Annotated in this window: 14 protein-coding genes; 11 read left to right on the top strand and 3 right to left on the bottom strand. The window is 63.0% G+C overall.

Features of this window, described 5'->3' with window-relative positions; all coding sequences use genetic code 11:
• Positions 1-3: 3 nt before the first annotated feature.
• The 5 genes from CK220_RS18550 to CK220_RS18530 are packed head-to-tail and all read left to right on the top strand — an operon-like array spanning position 4 to position 7,398.
• Positions 4-1,674, top strand: coding sequence for a thiamine pyrophosphate-dependent enzyme (locus CK220_RS18550; RefSeq protein ID WP_095812913.1), 1,671 nt, complete (start codon positions 4-6; stop codon positions 1,672-1,674).
• Positions 1,671-3,767, top strand: a complete 2,097-nt coding sequence (locus CK220_RS18545) for a hydantoinase/oxoprolinase family protein (RefSeq protein ID WP_095812912.1) — start codon at positions 1,671-1,673, stop codon at positions 3,765-3,767. The genes CK220_RS18550 and CK220_RS18545 overlap by 4 nt, the downstream gene beginning before the upstream one ends.
• Positions 3,764-5,380 carry a hydantoinase B/oxoprolinase family protein gene (locus CK220_RS18540; protein ID WP_095812911.1) on the top strand — a complete coding sequence of 539 codons (1,617 nt, stop codon included), beginning with the start codon at positions 3,764-3,766 and terminating at the stop codon, positions 5,378-5,380. The genes CK220_RS18545 and CK220_RS18540 overlap by 4 nt, the downstream gene beginning before the upstream one ends.
• Entirely contained in the window at positions 5,380-6,582 is a 1,203-nt protein-coding gene (locus CK220_RS18535) for a pyridoxal phosphate-dependent aminotransferase (protein WP_095812910.1), read from the top strand. The genes CK220_RS18540 and CK220_RS18535 overlap by 1 nt, the downstream gene beginning before the upstream one ends.
• Before the next feature lie 3 nt (positions 6,583-6,585).
• Positions 6,586-7,398 carry an NAD(P)-dependent oxidoreductase gene (locus CK220_RS18530; protein WP_095812909.1) on the top strand — a complete coding sequence of 271 codons (813 nt, stop codon included), beginning with the start codon at positions 6,586-6,588 and terminating at the stop codon, positions 7,396-7,398.
• Positions 7,399-7,476: 78 nt separating this feature from the next.
• Here CK220_RS18530 and CK220_RS18525 read toward each other — a convergent pair whose 3' ends face one another.
• Entirely contained in the window at positions 7,477-8,853 is a 1,377-nt protein-coding gene (locus CK220_RS18525; protein ID WP_095812908.1) for an aspartate aminotransferase family protein, read from the bottom strand.
• Between the two features lie 269 nt (positions 8,854-9,122).
• Between CK220_RS18525 and CK220_RS18520 the strand changes: the two genes are divergently transcribed.
• The 3 genes from CK220_RS18520 to CK220_RS18510 all read left to right on the top strand — a co-directional run bounded on the left by CK220_RS18520 (position 9,123) and on the right by CK220_RS18510 (position 12,728).
• Positions 9,123-10,241, top strand: coding sequence for an NAD(P)/FAD-dependent oxidoreductase (locus tag CK220_RS18520; RefSeq protein WP_095812907.1), 1,119 nt, complete (start codon positions 9,123-9,125; stop codon positions 10,239-10,241).
• 161 nt (positions 10,242-10,402) lie between these two features.
• Positions 10,403-11,191: an enoyl-CoA hydratase-related protein gene (locus tag CK220_RS18515; protein ID WP_095812906.1), complete on the top strand. Its 789-nt coding sequence runs from the start codon at positions 10,403-10,405 to the stop codon at positions 11,189-11,191.
• Position 11,192: 1 nt separating this feature from the next.
• On the top strand, positions 11,193-12,728 hold the full coding sequence (locus CK220_RS18510) for a 3-hydroxyacyl-CoA dehydrogenase (RefSeq protein ID WP_280952739.1): 1,536 nt from the start codon (positions 11,193-11,195) through the stop codon (positions 12,726-12,728).
• Between the two features lie 88 nt (positions 12,729-12,816).
• Here the strand turns inward: CK220_RS18510 and CK220_RS18505 are convergent, their stop codons facing one another.
• The gene (locus CK220_RS18505; protein ID WP_176479126.1) at positions 12,817-13,431 is read right to left on the bottom strand and encodes a Crp/Fnr family transcriptional regulator; all 615 of its coding nucleotides are present in this window, start codon (positions 13,429-13,431) and stop codon (positions 12,817-12,819) included.
• Between the two features lie 581 nt (positions 13,432-14,012).
• Positions 14,013-14,570: a hypothetical protein gene (locus CK220_RS18500; RefSeq protein ID WP_141245163.1), complete on the bottom strand. Its 558-nt coding sequence runs from the start codon at positions 14,568-14,570 to the stop codon at positions 14,013-14,015.
• A 410-nt stretch (positions 14,571-14,980) separates the two neighbouring features.
• Between CK220_RS18500 and CK220_RS18495 the strand changes: the two genes are divergently transcribed.
• The 3 genes from CK220_RS18495 (at position 14,981) to CK220_RS18485 (ending at position 19,671) form a co-directional block, all read left to right on the top strand.
• Positions 14,981-17,071 carry a polysaccharide biosynthesis tyrosine autokinase gene (locus CK220_RS18495; RefSeq protein WP_095812903.1) on the top strand — a complete coding sequence of 697 codons (2,091 nt, stop codon included), beginning with the start codon at positions 14,981-14,983 and terminating at the stop codon, positions 17,069-17,071.
• A gap of 20 nt (positions 17,072-17,091) precedes the next feature.
• Positions 17,092-17,652, top strand: coding sequence for a transcription termination/antitermination NusG family protein (locus CK220_RS18490; RefSeq protein ID WP_095812902.1), 561 nt, complete (start codon positions 17,092-17,094; stop codon positions 17,650-17,652).
• A gap of 270 nt (positions 17,653-17,922) precedes the next feature.
• Positions 17,923-19,671 (top strand): hypothetical protein, encoded by a 1,749-nt coding sequence (locus CK220_RS18485; protein ID WP_176479125.1) that lies wholly within the window; start codon positions 17,923-17,925, stop codon positions 19,669-19,671.
• Positions 19,672-19,708 lie beyond the last annotated feature (37 nt).

Genomic DNA, 19,708 nt, shown 5'->3' with positions numbered 1-19,708 from the left:
AGCATGGTCCGCAATGGCGGTCACCTTCTTGTCGAGTGCCTGATCGCCTTGGGCGCGACCAAGAGCTTCGGCGTTCCAGGGGAAAGCTATCTCGCCGTTCTCGACGCGCTGCACGACACGCGTGGAAAGCTGGATTACGTGCTTTGCCGCAATGAGGGCGGCGCGGCTTTCATGGCTTCCGCCTACGGCAAGCTGACGGGCACGCCGGGCATTTGCTTCGTAACTCGCGGGCCGGGCGTGACGAATGCCAGCATCGGCGTGCATACCGCCATGCAGGACAGTTCGCCGATGATCCTCTTCGTCGGCCAGGTCGGCACCGACATGAAGGGCCGCGAAGCCTTCCAGGAGATCGACTATCGGGCGGTATTCGGAACCGTCGCCAAATGGGCGGTTGAGATCGACGACGTCGAGCGCCTTCCCGAGATCGTGGCGCGGGCCTGGACCACCGCCTTGACCGGACGGCCCGGCCCGGTCGTGGTCGCGCTGCCGGAAGACATGCTGACGGCCATGACCGAAGCCGCACCGCTCAGCGGGCCGGCGTCAATTTTCGAAGCCGCGCCGGCCCCGGATGCGATCGCGTCCGCGCTCGAATTGCTTGCCGCTGCCGAGAAGCCGGTGCTGCTGATGGGCGGCGCCAACTGGACGGCGGATGGACGCGCGGCGCTTCAGGCTTTCGCCGAGGCCTCTGACATGCCCGTCGTGGCAGCCTTCCGTTACCAGGACCAGTTCGACAACCATTCGCCGGTCTTCGTCGGCGAGGCCGGCGTGGGCATGGTGTCGCATGTGAAAAACCTGATCCGCGACGCGGACGTGATCCTCGCCGTCAACGTCCGTTTCGGCGAGATGACGACGGACGGCTACACTCTGCTGGAAGTTCCCGTGCCGCGCCAGAAGCTGATCCATGTCCACGCTTCCGACCGCGAGCTCGGCAAAATCTATGTGCCGGCGATCGGTATCCATGCCGGACCGAACGCCTTCGCCAGGGCGCTCACGCCGGTCAAAGGCGCCTGGGCCGAGTGGCGCGCTGCGGCGCGCAAGGCCTATGAAGGCACGTTCGTTGCGCCCGCGCAGCCCGGCCCGGTCGACATGGTCGCGGTCAGCACCTGGCTGCGCGAGAATCTCCCGGCCGACGTCGTCCTCACCAACGGCGCCGGCAACTTTACCGTGTGGCCGAACAAGTTCTTCAAGTTTGGGCCGGAAGCGCGCCTGCTTGCCCCGCAATCCGGCGCTATGGGCTATGGCCTGCCGGCCGCGATCACGGCGAAGGTGGCATATCCGGGGCGCACCGTCGTCTGCTTTGCCGGTGACGGCGACTTCCAGATGAATTGCCAGGAACTCGGAACCGCCATGCAGGCCGGCGCGCAGCCGATCGTGCTGATCATCAACAATGGCATCTACGGCACCATCCGCGCGCATCAGGAGCGCAACTATCCGGCTCGCGTCTCCGGAACTTCGCTCGACAATCCAGACTTCGTGACGCTGGCGAAAGCCTATGGCTTTCACGCCGAGCGGGTCGAATCCACCGCGGACTTCGCGGCGGCCTTCGAGCGGGCGCTCAAGTCCGAAACGGGCGCCGTCCTCGACATCGCCATCTCGCCCGAAGCCCTAACGCCCCGGCAGACCCTCTCCCAGATGCGCGAAGCTGCGCTCGCTTCCCAGAAGGCCAAGGTATGACTTCCAGAACTGACGACATCCGTCTCGGCGCGGACATTGGCGGCACCTTCACCGACATCGCCCTCGATGTCCGGGGAACGATGTTTTCGACCAAGGTGCTGACCAACTATGCGGCTCCCGAGCAGGCGATCCTCGACGGCATCGCCATCGTCATTCGCGATGCCGGAATTGCGCCGTCCGAAATCGGCGTCATCATCCACGGCACGACACTTGCCACCAATGCGCTCATCGAGCGCCGCGGCGCCAAGACCGCGCTGGTGACGACGGAAGGGTTCCGCGACGTGATCGAGATGCGAACGGAAAACCGCTTCGAGCAGTATGATCTGAACCTGCAGCTTCCGACGCCGCTGATCCCGCGCGAGGATCGCTTCACCGTCCAGGGCCGCATCGGCGCGGAAGGCCAAGAGCTGCAGCCGCTCGACGAAGCCGGCCTGGAAGAGATCGCCGACCGCATTGCGGCCGGCGGCTTCGGCTCGGTGGCGATCGGCTTCATCCACGCCTATGCCAACCCCGACCACGAGCGCCGGGCGCGCGAGATCCTCGCCAGAAAACTCGGCATTCCGATCTCGATCAGCGCCGAAGTCTCGCCGCAGATGCGCGAGTTCGAACGCTTCAACACGGTCTGTGCCAACGCCTATGTGCGGCCGCAGATGGCCGACTATCTCGCCCGCCTGCAGACCCGCCTTAAGGAGATGGGCTCCGACTGCCCCGTCTTCATGATCCATTCCGGCGGCGGGCTGATCTCGGTGGAAACCGCCTCGGAATTTCCGGTTCGGCTGGTCGAGTCCGGCCCGGCGGGTGGTGCCATCTTCGCGGCCGACATTGCCAGGCGCTTCGGCCTGGAAAAGGTCGTCTCCTACGACATGGGCGGCACCACCGCCAAAATCTGCCTGATCGAGGACTATGCGCCGCGCACGGCGAGAACCTTCGAAGTGGCGCGCACCTACCGCTTCTCGAAGGGCTCGGGCATGCCGATCTCGATCCCCGTAATCGAGATGATCGAGATCGGCGCCGGCGGCGGCTCCATCGCCTGGGTCGACGCTATGGGCCGTATCCAGACCGGGCCGGAGAGTGCCGGCTCGGAGCCGGGGCCGGCCTGCTACGGCCGCGGCGGCAAGCGCCCGGCGATCACCGACGCCGACCTGGTGCTCGGCAAGCTCGATCCCGACAATTTCGCCGGCGGAGCGATCAAGCTCGACACGTCTGCGTCCGAGCAGGCGATCATGCGCGATGTCGGCGATCGCCTGTCGCTGAATGCAATGTCGACGGCCTTCGGCATCTGTGAGGTGGTGGACGAGAATATGGCGAATGCCGCCCGCGTCCACGCGGTCGAGAACGGCAAGAACATTTCCGACAATCTGATGATCGCCTTCGGCGGCGCCGCCCCGCTTCACGCGGCAAGGCTGTGCGAAAAGCTCGGCATCGACCGGTGCATCGTTCCGCGCGGCGCCGGCGTCGGCTCGGCGATCGGCTTCCTCAAGGCGCCGTTCGGCTACGAGGCGCTGGCCTCGAAGCTGACGCGCCTGTCGCGGTTCGAGCCGGCCGAAGTCAATGCCCTGCTCGCCGAACTCAAGGCCTCCGCCGAGGGTTTTGTGCGCAGCGGCGCCAGCGGCAGGATCGTCTGCGAGATCACCGCCTTCATGCGCTATGCCGGCCAGGGTTGGGAAATCCCCGTGCCGCTTACGGACGAGCCGTTCGGCGACGACGCCGTTGCCAAGCTCAAGGAACTGTTCGAGACCAACTACCAGCGCTTCTTCGGCCGCGCCATCGAGGGGCTCGACGGGCTGGAAATCGAGATCGTCACCTGGTCGGTCAAGGCGACGGATGTTCGACCAGCCGTCGCCAGGCACGAGCTCACAACTGGCAAGAAGACGAGCGGACCAAGAACGACTCGCGAGGTGTTCGATCCGGTCAGCGGCGCGCCGCGCAGCTACGGCATCGTCGAGCGCGACACGCTCTGCCCCGGCGATCGGATCGCGGGCCCCGCGGTCATCGTCGAGCGCGAAACATCCACCGTCGTCACCACCAGCTTCGACGCCGTCATCCAGAGCGACGGCGCAATCCTCCTGATCCGCAAAGGCAGCCAGGCATGAGCGATATTGGCGAAATCCGCATGCAGGTCATGTGGAACCGGTTGATCTCGGTGGTCGAGGAGCAGGCGCTCACTTTGTTGCGCACCGCCTTCTCGACCTCGGTGCGTGAATCCGGCGACCTCTCGGCCGGCGTGTTCGACCCGCGCGGCCAGATGCTGGCGCAGGCAGTCACCGGCACGCCGGGCCACGTCAACACCATGGCCGAGGCGGTGCTGCATTTCATGCACGAAATCCCGCGCGATCAGATGTTCGAGGGCGACACCTACGTCACCAACGATCCTTGGCAGGGCACCGGCCACCTGCACGACATCACCATGGTGTCGCCGTCCTTCCTGAACGGCGAGCTCGTCGCCTTCTTCGCCTGCACGGCGCATGTCGTCGATGTCGGCGGACGCGGCTTCGGCGCCGACGGCAAGTCGGTCTACGAGGAAGGCATCCAGATCCCGATCATGAAGTTCGCCGAGAGGGGGAAGGTCAATCTCGACCTCGTCCGCATCCTGCGCGCCAATGTCCGCGAGCCCAACCAGGTGGTCGGCGATTTCTATTCGCTCGCCGCTTGCAACGAGGTCGGGCACCGGCGCCTCGTCGACATGATGAAGGAGATCGGCCTGACCTCGCTGGATGGGTTAGGCGATTTCATCTTCTCACGCACCAGCGACGCCATGCTGGAACGCATCGAGGCGCTGCCCAAGGGAAGCTGGTCGAACGAGCTGGTGACCGACGGCTACGACGAGCCGGTCAAGCTTGCGGCCACGGTGTCGGTCCGCGAGGACCTTGTCGAGGTCGACTTCACCGGCACCGACCCGATGAGCCGCTGGGGCATCAACTGCCCGATCATCTACAGCAAGGCCTATGCCTGCTATGCGCTTAAATGCATGGTGGCGCCCGACATTCCGAACAATGCCGCATCGCTCGCCTTCTTCACCGTGTCGTCGCCGGTCAACATCCTGAATGCGGTGCGGCCGGCGCCGGTGGCACTGAGGCACATCTTCGGGCACATGGTGCCAGACCTGGTGCTTGGCGCGTTCTCCAAGGCGTTGCCCGGAAAAATCCTCGCCGAAGGCGCCGGCGCGCTGTGGAACATCCACATTTCGGCGCGGCCCGTCGCCGGCGCGTCCGGCCGCCGCGCCGAAGTGCTGATGTTCAACTCCGGCGGCATGGGGGCGCGGCCTGAGCTCGACGGGTTGTCGGCGACGGCCTTCCCGTCCGGTGTCCATACGATGCCGATTGAGGCGACGGAGCATACCGGTCCGATCGTGATCTGGCGCAAGGAGCTGCGGCCCAATTCCGGCGGCGATGGCGAATTCCGCGGCGGCCTCGGACAGATCATCGAGATCGCCGCGACCGACGGCCACGAGTTCGACTTCTCCGCCATGTTCGACCGCGTCAACCATCCCCCGCGCGGACGCAATGGCGGCAAGCCGGCTGTCGCCGGCGTGGTCAAGCTCGACGACGGCACAAAGATGCGCCCCAAGGGCTGGCAGCACGTGCCCGCCGGGCGTCGGCTGATCCTGGAACTGCCGGGCGGCGGCGGCTATGGCGATCCGGCCAAGCGCCGCGCCGCCGCGCGGGCGAACGACCGATCCAAGGGATACATTTCGGAGAACGACTAATGAGTTACGTTGCCTCGCGCCTCTCGGCGGTGAAGCCTTCGGCTTCCATGGCGGCTTCGCAGGCTGCCAAGGCGCTGCGCGCCAAGGGTGTGGACGTGATCGACCTCGGGTTGGGCGAACCCGATTTCCCGACCCCTCTTCACATCATCGACGCCGCGCATTTTGCGGCCAAGGCCGGACAGACGCTCTACACCGCCGCCGCGGGCACCGCAGAAGTGCGCGAAGCCGTGGCTGGCAAGTTCTGCCGCGAGAACGGGCTGGACTACACGGCCGACGACATCGTGGTCGCCAACGGCGCCAAGCAGATCATCTTCAACGCGTTGATGGCGACGCTGGAGCCAGGCGACGAGGCGATCCTGCCGGCGCCCTACTTCGTCTCCTATCCGGAAATGGTGAAGCTGCTCGGCGGCAAGCCCGTCGTCGTGGAATGCCCGGAGACAACCGGCTTCCGGTTGACGCCGGCACTGCTGGAAAAGGCAATCACGGCAAGGACAAAGTGGCTTTTCCTCAACATGCCCGGAAACCCTTCTGGCGCGGTCTATTCCGAGTCCGATCTCAAGGCGCTGGGCGCGGTGCTGGCAAAATACCCGCAGGTGCTTGTCCTCTCCGACGAGATCTACGAGCACATCCTCTTCGACGGACGCGAATTCGTCTCCTTCGGCAAGGCATGCCCGGAGCTCAAGGACCGCACGCTGATCGTCAACGGCGTCTCGAAATCTTACGCGATGACCGGCTGGCGCGTCGGCTACGCAGCCGGCCCCGCGCCACTCATCAAGGCGATGTCGACGATCCAGAGCCAGTCCTGCACGTCGGTGTGCTCCATCGCGCAAGCCGCGACGGTCGCCGCCCTCAACGGCCCGCAAGACGAGGTCGCCCGCTTCCGGCAGGCCTTCGAGGCGCGCCGCAACCTGGTTGTGGACGGCATCAGGAAGATCAACGGACTGACGCTGTCGCCGCCGGAAGGCGCGTTCTACGCCTATATCGGCTGCGCCAGCCTGATCGGCCGCAAGACGCCCAAGGGCGTCGTCCTGGAGGATGACGCGGCCGTGGCCAACTATCTTCTCAACGAAGGACGCGTGGCGTCGGTGCCGGGTGTCGCCTATGGACTGTCACCCTATTTCCGCATCTCGACGGCGACGGGCGAAGAGGTGCTGGCCGATGCGATCTCGCGGATCAATGCCGCTGTCGCGCAAGTGGAGTAAACGATGCCGCACTACGAACGTATATTGATCACCGGCGCCGCCGGCCGGCTCGGCTCGCAATTGCGCAAGGGACTGGTGCCGCTGGCAAGCAAGATTCGCCTGGCGGGACGTGAGCCGTTCGGCGATCTTGCGCCGCATGAAGAAGAAGCGGTCTTCGATCTTGCCGACATGGAGGCAACGATCGCGGCCACCAAGGACTGCGATGCGATCGTGCATTTCGGCGGCGCGCCGCTCGAATGCGAGTGGCAGACCATCCTCGATTCCAGCATACGCGGCTCCTACCACATCTATGAAGGCGCCCGGAAACACGGCGTGAAGCGCGTCGTCTATGCCTCCTCGGTGCATGCCATCGGCTATCACGAGATCGAGGCGCATATCGGGGTCGACGCGCCGGTGCGCCCGGACAGCCTCTATGGCGTATCGAAAAACTTCGTCGAAAGCCTCAGCCGGCTCTACTGGGACAAGTTCGGCATCGAGAGCGTGTGCTTGCGCATCTTCTCGTCCTTCCCCGAGCCGGCCGACCGGCGCATGCTGTGGTCGTATCTTTCCTTTGCCGACTGCGTGCGCCTGGTCGAGGCATCGCTGACGGCGCCGCGCGTCGGCCACACCATCTCGTTCGGCCTATCCAACAACAAGCTGAAAATGGTCGACAACAGCGGCGCCGACCATCTGGGATTCATGCCGCAGGACAGCGCCGAGCCGTTCCGCGCTGCGGTCGAGGCAAAGACGCCAATTCCCGACCCGAAGAGGCCGTCGGTGAAATATCTCGGCGGCTGGTTCTGCGAGCTCGGTCATCCGGACGACAAGCCCGAATAACCGATGCCTTGCAAGCAGGTCAGCTCGGAAATGCCGACCTGACTCAGCCGACAAGGCGCTCCCATGGCAATCGATGGTTCAGTCCTGTGGCCGAACCTGCGGCAGCGCGGCCTCGAGCGACCGTTCGAACGCGTCGACCACAGCGTCGACCTGAGCCTCGGTAATGATCAGCGGCGGACAGAAAGCGATCGCATCGCCCATGTTGCGCGAGATCACGCCGTTCTGCTGCATGTAGCCATTGACCAGCGCACCGAGAGCGGCAGGCTTGCCCCATGGCGCCTTGCTCGCCTTGTCGGCGACCAGCTCGACGGCGGCGATCAGGCCGACGCCACGCACCTCGCCCACCAGCGGATGGGAACCGAGCTTGCGCAGCCTGGCCTGCAAATGCGCGCCGACCTTGCGCGCATTGCCGACAAGGTCGCGCTCCTCGATCAGCTTGATGTTTTCGAGCGCGACGGCAGCGGCCACAGGATGGCCGCCGCCGGTGAAACCGTGGCCGAAAGTGCCGATGCGATCGCTCTCGTCGGCGATCGGCTCGAACACACGATCGTTGATCAGCAGCGCCGAGATCGGCAGGTATGACGACGAAATCTGCTTGGACAACACCATGATGTCCGGCTTGATGCCAAAGGTCTGCGAGCCGAACATCTCCCCGGTCCGGCCGAAGCCGCAGATCACCTCGTCGGCCACTAAAAGGATGTCGTATTTCGACAGCACCGCCTGGATTTTTTCCCAATAGCCGGCGGGCGGAACGACGACACCGCCGGCGCCCATGATCGGCTCGCCGATCAAGGCGGCGATGGTTTCCGGCCCCTCTGCGAGGATCAGCTTTTCCAGGTCATCGGCCAGACGGCTGGAAAACTGCTCCTCGCTTTCGCCAGGCTCGGCGTCGCGCCAATGGTGCGGCGTCGAGGTGTGCACGACATTGGCGATCGGCAGGTCGAAAGACAGATGATTGTTCGGCAGCCCGGTCAGGCTTGCGGATGCGATGGTGACGCCATGATAGCCGCGCTTGCGGCTGATGATCTTCTTGCGCGCCGGCTGGCCGAGCGCGTTCGACCGGTACCAGATCATCTTGATCGCCGTGTCGTTGGCCTCCGAGCCCGAATTGGTGAAATAGGCCTTGCTCATCGCCACCGGCGCCATCTGCACCAGCTTCTCCGCCAGATCGATCAGCGGCGAATGCGCCTTCGAACCGAAATCGTGATAGAAGGGCAGCTTCGACATCTGCCGCGTGGCCGCCTCGACCAGTCGCTTTTCCGAGAAGCCGACGGCGACGCTCCACAGGCCCGCCATCGCCTCGATATAGCGGTTGCCGGCAATGTCCTCGACATAGACGCCGTCGCCCTTTTCGATGACGAGCGGACCCGTTTCCTGATGCTTGCGGGCGTTGGTGTAGGCATGCATGTGGTAGCGGATATCGCGGGCTTCAGGGGAATTCGGGCTGGCGTCCATGATGGCTTCCTGTCTGCGAGTGCAAGCAAAGGTAGGACCATCTCGCTTGTCGAGAAGTCCGAAATCTGACCTCGTGGTGATGCATCATTGCGGGCTCACGCCGCAAGAGCCGCCCTGTCAGGATCGATAGCGCCATAGGAATCCCGGCGCATGGTCGATCTCGGAAGCCGCGGCGCGGCACATCATCGGCCTTACAGCAATGGACAACAGGCAAATGATCCTTGAGAAAGGGCTGTGAGGCGCCGCTCGCGCAACCGAATGGACTGGGCATGGAACAGGTTGACTGCGTGATCGCCGGGGCTGGCGTCATCGGCCTCGCGATCGCGCGCAGCCTCGCGGCGCAAGGTTTGGGTGCGCTGATCATCGAAGCGGCGGATGCCATCGGCACCGAAACAAGCTCGCGCAATTCGGAAGTCATCCATGCCGGCATCTATTACCCGCAAGGATCGCTGAAGGCCCGGTTCGCCGTTGCCGGACGCGAGATGCTCTATCGCTACTGCGCCGAGCGCTCGATCCCGCACCGGCGCTGCGGCAAGCTGATCGTCGCGACCGATGATGCGCAGGAGCCGGTGCTTGCTAACATTCGAGCCAATGCCGCGGTCTGCGGTGTCCGTGACTTGCGCTTCCTCTCCGCCGCCGAGGCTCACGCGCTGGAGCCGGCGCTGCATTGCACCGCTGCCCTGCTTTCGCCCTCCACTGGCATCATCGACAGCCACGCGCTGATGCTCGCGCTGCTCGGCGACGCCGAGAGAGGTGGTGCGATGCTGTCGCTCAACACCCGCGTCGTGTCGGGCCGGATCGAAGCCGACCGCATCGTTCTCCAGACGACCAACACGGGGAGCGGCGAAGACTTCGAGATCGCGACATCGCGGCTCGTCAATGCGGCGGGCCTCGGCGCTGTCGCGCTTGCCGGCTCGATTGCAGGATTCGACCGACAGTTCCTGCCCGAGCTTCGCTACGCCAAAGGCAACTATTTCTCAGTGGCGACGCGAGCGCCCTTCTCGCACCTCATCTATCCCGTGCCGGAGCCCGGCGGGCTCGGCGTCCATCTGACGCTCGACCTTGGCGGCACGGCGCGCTTTGGGCCTGACGTCGAGTGGACCGATGCGCTCGACTACCGCGTCGACCCGGCACGCGGCACCCGCTTTTACAGTGAAATCCGCAAATACTGGCCGGAACTGGCCGACGACAGCCTGCAGCCGGCCTATAGCGGCATCCGGCCGAAACTTTCCGGCCCGGGTGAGGCCAACAGCGACTTCGTCATCCAGGATGCCGTGGTCCACGGCATTGCGGGACTGGTCAATTTATTTGGCATCGAAAGTCCCGGGCTGACATCGAGCCTGGCAATCGCCGAGCATGTGACGCGCATCTTGCTGGAGCAGCGCTAATCGATAGAACGCATCGAACATGACGCCGGCAAGCCGGCACCGGCCTGCGGACCTCCCCCGATCGCACCGGCCGCGTTGAACAATACCCTTGCGGGCTTCGTAGCTGCTGACCATAGTTCGGGTATGAAACTAAATTTCTCTGTCAGATTCCTCAGCACGAAATGAGTTCCACGCGCGAATCCCTCGTTGTCGTCGAGAGCCGCCCTGTCCAGAATGTGGGGCTGGTCGAAATCAATCGTCCCGAGGCGCGCAATGCGCTCAATCTCGAAGTGCGGGAGAAGCTGGCCGCCGCCGTGGCAGGCTTTTCCGAGGACACGGCCATCCGTTCGATCGTCATTGCTGGGCGCGGCGGCAACTTCGCTGCAGGAGCCGACATAAAAGCGTTTGAAAAACTGGGCTCGGCCGACGTGCTTCTGCAGCGCACCCACCGCTACTGGGACGCGATCGCCAGGTGCCCGAAGCCGGTCATTGCCGCCGTCGAGGGCTTCGCGCTGGGCGGCGGGTGCGAGCTTGCCATGCACGCCGACATCATCGTCGCCGCGCGCACCGCCACTTTTGGTCAGCCGGAAGTCAAGCTCGGCTTGATGCCGGGCGCCGGCGGCACCCAGCGACTGCTAAGGGCAATCGGCAAATACAAGACGCTGATGCTCCTTCTCACCGGCGACATGTTTTCGGCCGAGGATGCCGAGCGTGCCGGCTTGGTCAGCACCCTGACGGATGAGGGCCAGGCCCTGCCGCAAGCGCTGCAAATCGCTGAGAGGATCGGCCGTCTTCCCCCGCTGGCCGTCGAGCAAATCAAGGAGGCGGTCGTCAACGGCGAGGACGCTCCGCTGGAAACCGCGCTCAGGCTGGAACGCAAAGCCTTCCAGCTGCTTTTCGATACGGCGGACAAACAGGAGGGCATTGCCGCCTTCCTGGAGAAGCGCAGACCCTCGTTCAAGGGGCGCTGACTTGGCAGGCGCGGGCGGGGAGTCCACCAGTCGGATCGAGAAAGCCGGTGTCGTAGGCGCCGGGGTGATGGGTTCCGGCATAGCGGAGGTCCTGGCGGCGGCAGGCATCGATGTGACGATGGTCGATGATGCCCCCGGAAAGGCGGCGGCGGCCGTCGAGCAAATCGCGTCGCGTCAGCGCGCCAGGGCAGCCGCCGGCAAAGTCGGCACGGAGGTGGTCGAGAAGCTGCTGGCCCGTATCGAACCAGCTGAAACATTTGAGCGACTGGCAGGCGCCGATCTGGTGGTGGAAGCCATTGTCGAGCGTCTCGAACCCAAACGTCAGCTCATCGAGGCGCTGGAGACAATCGTCAGGCCGGACGCCATCATCGCGACCAATACCTCTTCGCTGTCGGTCACGGCGATCGCTTCCGCGGCAAAGCGGCCTGAGCGGATTGCAGGCTACCATTTCTTCAATCCCGTGCCCGTGATGAAACTGGTCGAGGTCATCTCAGGAGCTCACACTGCGCCTGAGGTCGAGCGCACGCTGGTCGAGCTTGCGGCCCGCTTCGGCCATCGGCCCGTTGTCGCCAGCGACACGCCCGGCTTTATCGTCAATCACGCCGGCCGCGCCTTCGGCACCGAGGCCCTGGCGATGCTGCGGGAGGGCGTGGCCTCGATCGCCGAGATCGATGCGATCCTGCGCGACGCCGCCGGCTTCAGGATGGGCCCCTTCGAATTGATGGACCTCACCGGGCTCGATGTCTCACACCCGGTGATGGAAGGTGTCTACAACCAATTCTATCAGGATCCGCGCTACCGCCCTTCCGTCATCGCGGCGCAGCGTGTGGCGGCGGGCCTGCTCGGGCGCAAGACCGGACGGGGGTTCTATGCCTACGATGGCAACCGGCAAGTCGTTCCGCCCGCATCGACACAACCGGCGGAGGTCTCCAGGATTCCGGACAGCGTCACCGTTCTGGCCGACAATGACACCGGCGAAATGCAGGAACTGGTCGCGTCGGCCGGCGCCGCTGTCTGCGGTCCCCAGGATCAGACGCCAGGGCGGGAGGGCCTCATCCTCGTAGGGTTGGAGGGGCACGATGTCGCCGGCGCCGCGACCCGTCTCGGCCTCTCGCCTTCCCTATGCGTCGGGTTCGATCCCTATTTCGGCCTGGACCGCCACGTCACGCTCGTCGCGTCGGCGGCGACATCCGACAAGGCCAGGAGCGCCGCCCTCGCGCTTGCCAAAGGCGCCGGCCGAAAGGCGTCCTTGGTCAGCGACAGTTGCGGCGCGGTCTGCCAGCGCGTCGTCGCGATGATCGTCAATATCGGCAGCGAGATCGTCGAGCAAAAGATTGCATCGGCGGCGGATGTAGACGCCGCCGTGCGGCTGGGACTCGGCTATCCTCACGGACCGCTTGAGTGGGGCAACATGCTCGGCCCTGCCCGCATTCTGCGCATCCTGGATACGATCCATGACCGCACCCGGGATCCTCGCTACCGCGCAAGTCTTTGGCTGCGACGGCGCGCCGAATTGGGGCTTGCGCTGGAAGAATAGGCTGACCGGAAGGAGAGATTTGCCCCAATGGTTGAGCAGTTCGGCACTTCCGCGCTGAACTGCCCGTGCCAGGCCTGAGCGCCTTGCATCAGCTCGAAATGTAGGACCGATCAAATCCGGCTGTTTTGATAAGTCCCGGAAGATCATGCAACTCGACGACGCCGTACCGGAATGAGGCCAGGGCGGTCTGTCGCAACGTTTTCAACACGCGACTCACATGCACAGCCGAAAGTCCCAATGCGTCAGCCAGTTCGCCCTGGGTCAGCGGGCATTCAAAGCGGTCCGGATAGCTCGTTGCCGATCGATGTGAGCGGCAGGCCAGTTCGAGAAGAAAATGGGCCGTGCGCTCAACGGCTCCCCTTCTACTGACGCTTGCCAGGTGTTCCGCAACCCTTGAATATCGATCCGCCTCAGCCCGCAGGATCGCTTCGCAGATGGACTGCGGATAACGCGAGGAACATGTACGGACGGGGCCCGCGAGCTCAATTGCTGTGACGTCCGACAGGGCCGTCACCGTATCGCCCGCCTTTCCGGCGAACTCGATCACCGCAATTTCGCGAGGAAGCGCAAAATCGACGATGAGACGTGAGCCATTTGGCAATGTCTTGGCCAATGCCGCCCAGCCGGCGATCATGATCAGGATAGAGGGCTTGGTGTGATATTCGCCTGCAATGGTCGTGTTGGCCGCATAGGTGCGGCGCACGGCTCCTGGCAGTATAGAAATCCCCTTTGCCCAGCTTGCGTCAGCAAGCGTGGTTCCTCTCACTAATCCAACTTGCTTTGATAGGTTCATCGCCCCTGAATAGCCCAGCCCGTGATTCACCCCCCCGGGTCAACCTGTAGATGCAAACTATCGACTAGACAAAAAGTTCCATCTGTCACCTCATCCGAATAGCAGCGCAGTATACCACCTTTTGGTACAGCCCTACATCCTTGGTGGAAGGAATCGGTGCAGGCGGCAGAGATTTGGCTTGGAACCACGATGACTTCGGAACAATAGATCGTGCCGCACCGACGTCGGGCAGCATGTCGCGGCGTGCCCGCATGCCGTCGAAATGCAACCCCGATGTACCGATCATGCGCATACGGCGCCGGACAGTGTCGGCTGCGCCATCGCAAAGATCCCGGCGGGGAGGCCGGCAGTATCTCGTCGGAGCAACGACATTATGCGCGACGCTGGGGCTGCAGTGAAAAGTCGAACCGCGCTGCTGAGACACGGCCCGGATAAGTTGCCCGAGGACCTGCCGCCGACTAACCGAAGATCCTTGTCTTTGAAATTTGTCGTCAGGGACTCCGACCCGACGATGAGGCAAAACTGTGTCCTGCCGATTGCGTTGACGCCGGAGCCGCGGATTCCGGTCGCGGACCGGGCGCTTGCAGCTCTTGCCACGGCGGTCCTGGGATATATCGCGTCTCGCCTCCTGGACTGTCCGTCGCGCCGACCGCGACGGTTTGCACCATTGCTCCGGCTTCCGGCTTCCGGCGCGAGCGCCTGACGCTGTAGGTCTGTCGCCGCTCCTCGGCGACTTCCAGGCCGTCTATTGCCGAGGCGACCAATGCGAGGCGGTCCTCGATTTGCTTCAGACGCCTCCAGGTGGAAAGCAAGGCCAACGAAACCAGGACGCAATAGGCGAGAAGGGCGGCGACCGCTCCCGCCCAATTCTCGATACCCAACAATGTCAACGTGACAGTGCCGACAATGACGGCAAGGGTCCCGTAGCCCAGCGGCCGGCCCTTAAGAAGAAGCATCAGCGGCAGGGTTGCCGCCAGCAGAAGAATGACCCCGGGACCGTCGACCATCCAACCTGCAAACCGCGGAACGACTTCGCTGTAAGTGTCCATGTCAACCTCAGAACTGCCGAGGCCGCCCGCTTCTCTCATCGTCAGGAGCATCCTTGACGATCGTAGCGTTGTAGTAGACCTCCCTGAAGCGCGAGAGGAAGGTGTCTCGGCGACTTCCTAAAGCTCGGAGAGGCATACGGGGTAGACCAGATCGACCTTTAGCCGAGTTACTACTCAATAATGGTAATGGCGGCGATGTCCGCGAAGCTGATATGTTTCTGCCTTACCGGTGACGCGATCGGTGAGTGGGCGCAGAAGAGCGATTTGGACATGTCGGCGGGACACCAACCCTTACGTTTCATGCGTTTGAGAGCGCATAACAGCTAGCTGCCCGACCCATTTTTGAATGAACGCCATTCAGCCGACGCTGAAGGGCTGGGAGTTGTGCTGTCGATCGTGAGGATTCGGAAATGGCAAGTCCAACTGACAATCCGATGATGATCCGGGAATTCCTGCCGCTCGACGTCAGGGAAGTCTTCGATTTTTTCCTTCGCCGATGGAAAGTGGTGTGCGGAATTGCCGTCATCACTTTTTCTCTGTTTATGGCTGCCGCATATATTCTCCCGCCAACATACACGGGAGTTTCTCAGATATTACTTGACGCTCCGATCGACTACATGACTCCACAGGATTACTCCAATTCTGATTTTTCTGACAATCCAACATTCATTGAAAGTCAGATCGCTGTCTTGAGGTCTGCGTCACTTCTTCAGCAGGTCGTCGACAGCCAAAAGCTGACGGAAGACCCCAAGATAGGACCCGGGGCATTGATATGGCTCCAGAGCGCGCTGGGAGTGTCGCGCGTCGGGCTTGGCAACGTCATTGAGCTTGATGTAGGCGCCTACGATCCGCAAAAAGCGGCATCGCTCGCGAACGCGATTGCCCAGGCCTATGTGGCAGATCGAATAAGGTCCCGTTACGAAGGGGTGCAAAAGGCCTCCTCATGGCTCAGCGATCGGGCCGCGTATCTGCGAGCAGAGCTCAGCCGTTCGGAACAAGCTGTCCAGAAGTTTCGGATCGATCACAATTTAGTGGCGACGCAGGCGGGCAGCTTGACTGACCAGCAGCTGTCCGAGTTGAACGTCGCCCTAATCAATGCACGCGCCGAGTTATCCGAGAAACGTTCGCAATACCAGCAAGTTAGTAAGGTACAGGCTGCCGGAGGCGACATCCAGTCGATCCCGGATGTGCTGCAGTCCGTGGTGATTAACGCGCTCAGGGCTCAGCTCTCCGGAGTGACCCGGCGGGAAGCCGACCTTAAATTGAAGTATGGCGAGCGGCATCCCGAGGTCTTGTCCGCTCAGGCCGAGCGCCGCGACATCGAAGGACAGATCGCAGCCGAAGTCCAGCGCCTGATCGGCAATCTGAAGAACGAGGTCGACGCTGCCGAAGCTCGGGAGGCTTCTCTGGCTCGCGCCCTGGACTCGGTATCCAATCGATCCGAGATCGAAGGTCAGGTTGGCGTCCAGTTGCGCGATCTGGAGAGGATCGCGGCCGCGAACAAGGAACTCTTTGAGACGTTCCTGTCACGCGCCAAGCTCACCGAGGAGAAATCCACCCTTCTCAACAGCGGCGTGCGTGTAATCACCGACGCCAGCGTTCCTGGCGTGCCAAGCTTCCCAAACAGGCCCCTTTTTGCGGCTTTGGGTTTGGTCTTCGGCATCTTTTTCGGGGGCGCTGGCGCCGTTCTGCGTGAACTTTTTGCTTCCGGCTTCATGGCAAAGAAGCAGATCGAGGAGGAATTGGCCGTTCCGGTTCTTGCGTCGATGCCAAGGATGTCGGGCTGGTCGAAAGACGTCCGTGCGCAGCCTGTCGCCTATCTCGAGCGCAAACCGCTATCCAGGTACAGCGAAGCGGTGCGGCGGCTTCGCCTGGGTATCCAGGCAACACCGGAACTGGACCGTTCGCCGCGCCTGGTGCTCGTGACATCGGCGATGCCCGGTGAAGGCAAGACAACTCTGGCATTGAGCCTGGCTTGCTCGGCTGCCGCCGACGGCGAACGGGTTCTGGTCATCGACGCGGACCTACGCCTTTCGGCCGCCACGGACTTCTTCGGCATGGCTGACAAGGTCGGATTGGTCGATCTCCTGACGTTGCCGGTGAAGGCCGCAAACGCAATACATCTGGACGAACGCTCGGGCATTTCCATGTTGCCCGCAGGAGCAAGAACCCGCAACCCGCCTGCCCTTCTTGCGTCGGCGCGAATGCGCTCGCTCCTTGAGGAAGTTCGGGGAAAATTCGACACAGTGATCATTGACGCACCGCCCGTCGGACCCGCGGCCGATGCCTCGATCCTGGCCAGGCATGTCGACAAGGTCGTCTTCGTCGTGCGGTGGCGGGAAACCTCGCGCGAGGCCGTTGCCGAAGGAATTCGACATCTTGGCGATCGGTCCAAGCTTGCCGGCATTGCCCTGACGATGGTGGACGAACCAAAACTGCCCAGATACGGCCGTTACACGTCGCTCGAAAGCAGTGTCTCGGACAGTTACTACCTGAATTAGAGAAGAGACAGTATTGCGCCATGCTGCACGCTAACTTCTGCAACAACGGTTTTCCTGAGCCGGCGGAGAAAAGTCACGGCGGCGAAGCGCGCTGGTGCGTGGTCCAGACGCACCAGCATTCCGAGAGCCTGGCCGAACGGCACCTGCTGTCGCAGAACTTCCGGACCTATCTGCCCAAGCGCAGGCGAACCGTCCGGCACGCCCGCAGGGTCAGGACCATCTCCAGCGCGTATTTCGACTGCTATCTGTTCGTCTCCCTGGCTGTCCATCAGCAGAGCTGGTACCCGATCAACTCGACCGTGGGCGTCCGAAAGCTCGTCATGAGCAAGGGCATGCCGATACCGGCACCTTATGGGGTAGTTGAGTCCTTGATATCGGCAACCGATGAGGACGGCATTTTGCACCCGGACATCCTGTTGAGGCCGGGCCAGAAAATCAGGATCATAGACGGGCCGTTTTCGGACCAGCTCGGGATTCTTGATCATGTCGGGAGCGCCGGAGCTGTCAGAATTCTTCTCGACATCATGAACCGGTCTACTCCTATCACTATTGATAGGGACAAGTTGTCGATAGTGCCTTGAAACTACTTGGTGAGTTTTTACTCGCCGCTTTTGTTACAAAGATGCCGAAATACTCGCAGGGAGTGATGAGTTGGCACCCAATTCACCCTCCGTGCGGTAGCCTGCGAAGGTGACGTCAGAACCTGCGGGCCGGCACTGAGACGATGGTCGTTCGACATCCCAGAAACACCAGCCCACCGAGTGGCTTGGACTTACCGCACGCCAGTTCCACGACGTTTCCGGCGACGACGAGCCAATGACGCTCGCCCGCGACCAATCACGGGAAATCTCTTGCAAACACCACGCAAGTCCAAATCGGCAGCTTTCCCTCCGGCCGGGGCCGGAGACCTTCGGGATCGTCTGCAGCCGCAACATCATCGCCGCTGGGCGCCCGAGGCCAAGGCGGAGATCGTGGCGGACACGTTGGCGCCGGGAGCCAATGCTTCAGCGTCGACCAGGACTCTTGGCGCGAGCGCTTTGGGCAGCCAATCAGATGGGGCGCCGTATCAAACTGACGGAGGCGCTCCTTTCAGGCCGATCGAGACGGCGCCGGCACTGCCGATTGCCGGCGAACTGTTTCGAGCATTCAATGACGCCGGCCTGAGGTACGGAATTATTCAGGATCTCGCGTCCGTGCATGACGGATTTGCCGGCCGGGATGATCTGGATGTCCTTTTGGACAAGCAGGACTACCCGCTCTTCTGCTCCATCGTCTGTCAATTGCACGGCCGGCGCGGCGTGAGCCTCTCCTGCTACGACAATGTCTGCGCCGGCAGAGAAGACTGGTTCCTGCCTGACTTCACGCGGGGCCGGTATCTCCATCTCGACATGCATATCGGTGCCCGCGTCGGCCGGGAGTTTCGCAAGCGCTATCCGGCTTTCGATTATGCGGCGATCACGCGATGGGAGTCGATTTGCGTCGACGGCGTGTCGGTTCCGGTGGTCTCTCCCGAAGACGAGCTTCGGATAGCGATTGCCCGTTTCGCCTTCCGCGCCTCGGCGCCGCCGTGGAGGCAATGGATCACCCTCGACGATGGTTGGAAGCAGCACTTCGCGCGCCTGCCATCGGCCTCCGACGAGCACGGCTTGCAGATCGTCGACTACACGTTTGACGGCGCAGGAACGGTGCACTGCAGGTTCCTGCAAAGCGCCGACGGCTTGGCCGTCCATCGCGGAGATCTGGCCAGGCTGCGGCGTTCGATCCGCGAAATGTGTGGTTACACGGGACGCTTCGCAATCGCCGATGCCGCGGTCCATCTGGGGCGCAAGACCTGCTATCTCGCCCTGAGATCCCTCCAGCGCTTGATGCCGGGGCGCTTTCCACCAAAGAGACGGCCCGCAGCCGGTGGATTCGTGGTGGCCTTGATAGGTCCCGATGGCATGGGCAAGAGCACTCAGGCTACCCGGCTAAGGCAGATATTCGGGTGGAAATTCGGGTGTGCCCAAGTCTATGTCGGAACAGGCGATGGCAATGGATGGTGGCTTCGCAAGGCACTGCAGACCGTCGTCTCGCCCCATAGACGGCGCCTGAAGTCCCTGGCCCATAACGATGGTAGCGATTCCTCGGGCCGGGCTTGGTCGAAGGGAGGACTTGTCGCTGCCGCGTTAGCATTTTGGGCGGTTTTGATCGCGTTTGAGCGATACGCTGTGGTGAAACGCGCACATCGATGGGCGACGCGCGGCATGATCGTCATTTGTGACAGGTGGCCGCAAGCGCTCGGCAGGGGATATCTGGACGGGCCGACCATCCCCGCTCGCCTGTTCTCCGTCCCCGGCTTGTCAACTCTCGCCCGGCTTGAGCAGCGACTCTACGAGAAGATGGCGGAACGCCGCCCACACCTCGTTTTGCACCTCGTTTCAGACTTTGCCGTCTCCGAACAGCGAAAGCCCGGGGACATCAGGAAAGAAGCGTTCGATGCGCGGCTGTCGCTGATGGCGGAACTGCGGGCGAAGGACAAGGATATCCGGACCGTTGACGCAAGCGCCGGCATAGAGGCCGTCGGCCGCGAGTTGTTCAAGCATATCTGGCTGTCTCTCTGAGAGGCAAACCGGGCGGTCCATCCGCCCTGCATGATCC

The organism is Mesorhizobium sp. WSM3860, assembly GCF_002294995.1.
Lineage (GTDB): Bacteria > Pseudomonadota > Alphaproteobacteria > Rhizobiales > Rhizobiaceae > Mesorhizobium.
The sequence above is the reverse complement of the archived record's forward strand: the minus strand, read 5'-3'. Positions and strand labels throughout refer to the sequence as shown.

Bases quoted from the DNA above. Each gene is read 5' to 3' on its own strand.
- CK220_RS18550 (WP_095812913.1), top strand. From the start codon at position 4: ATGGTCCGCAATGGCGGTCACCTTCTTGTCGAGTGCCTGATCGCCTTG.
- CK220_RS18545 (WP_095812912.1), top strand. From the start codon at position 1,671: ATGACTTCCAGAACTGACGACATCCGTCTCGGCGCGGACATTGGCGGC.
- CK220_RS18540 (WP_095812911.1), top strand. From the start codon at position 3,764: ATGAGCGATATTGGCGAAATCCGCATGCAGGTCATGTGGAACCGGTTG.
- CK220_RS18535 (WP_095812910.1), top strand. From the start codon at position 5,380: ATGAGTTACGTTGCCTCGCGCCTCTCGGCGGTGAAGCCTTCGGCTTCC.
- CK220_RS18530 (WP_095812909.1), top strand. From the start codon at position 6,586: ATGCCGCACTACGAACGTATATTGATCACCGGCGCCGCCGGCCGGCTC.
- CK220_RS18525 (WP_095812908.1), bottom strand. From the start codon at position 8,853: ATGGACGCCAGCCCGAATTCCCCTGAAGCCCGCGATATCCGCTACCAC.
- CK220_RS18520 (WP_095812907.1), top strand. From the start codon at position 9,123: ATGGAACAGGTTGACTGCGTGATCGCCGGGGCTGGCGTCATCGGCCTC.
- CK220_RS18515 (WP_095812906.1), top strand. From the start codon at position 10,403: ATGAGTTCCACGCGCGAATCCCTCGTTGTCGTCGAGAGCCGCCCTGTC.
- CK220_RS18500 (WP_141245163.1), bottom strand. From the start codon at position 14,570: ATGGACACTTACAGCGAAGTCGTTCCGCGGTTTGCAGGTTGGATGGTC.
- CK220_RS18495 (WP_095812903.1), top strand. From the start codon at position 14,981: ATGGCAAGTCCAACTGACAATCCGATGATGATCCGGGAATTCCTGCCG.
- CK220_RS18490 (WP_095812902.1), top strand. From the start codon at position 17,092: ATGCTGCACGCTAACTTCTGCAACAACGGTTTTCCTGAGCCGGCGGAG.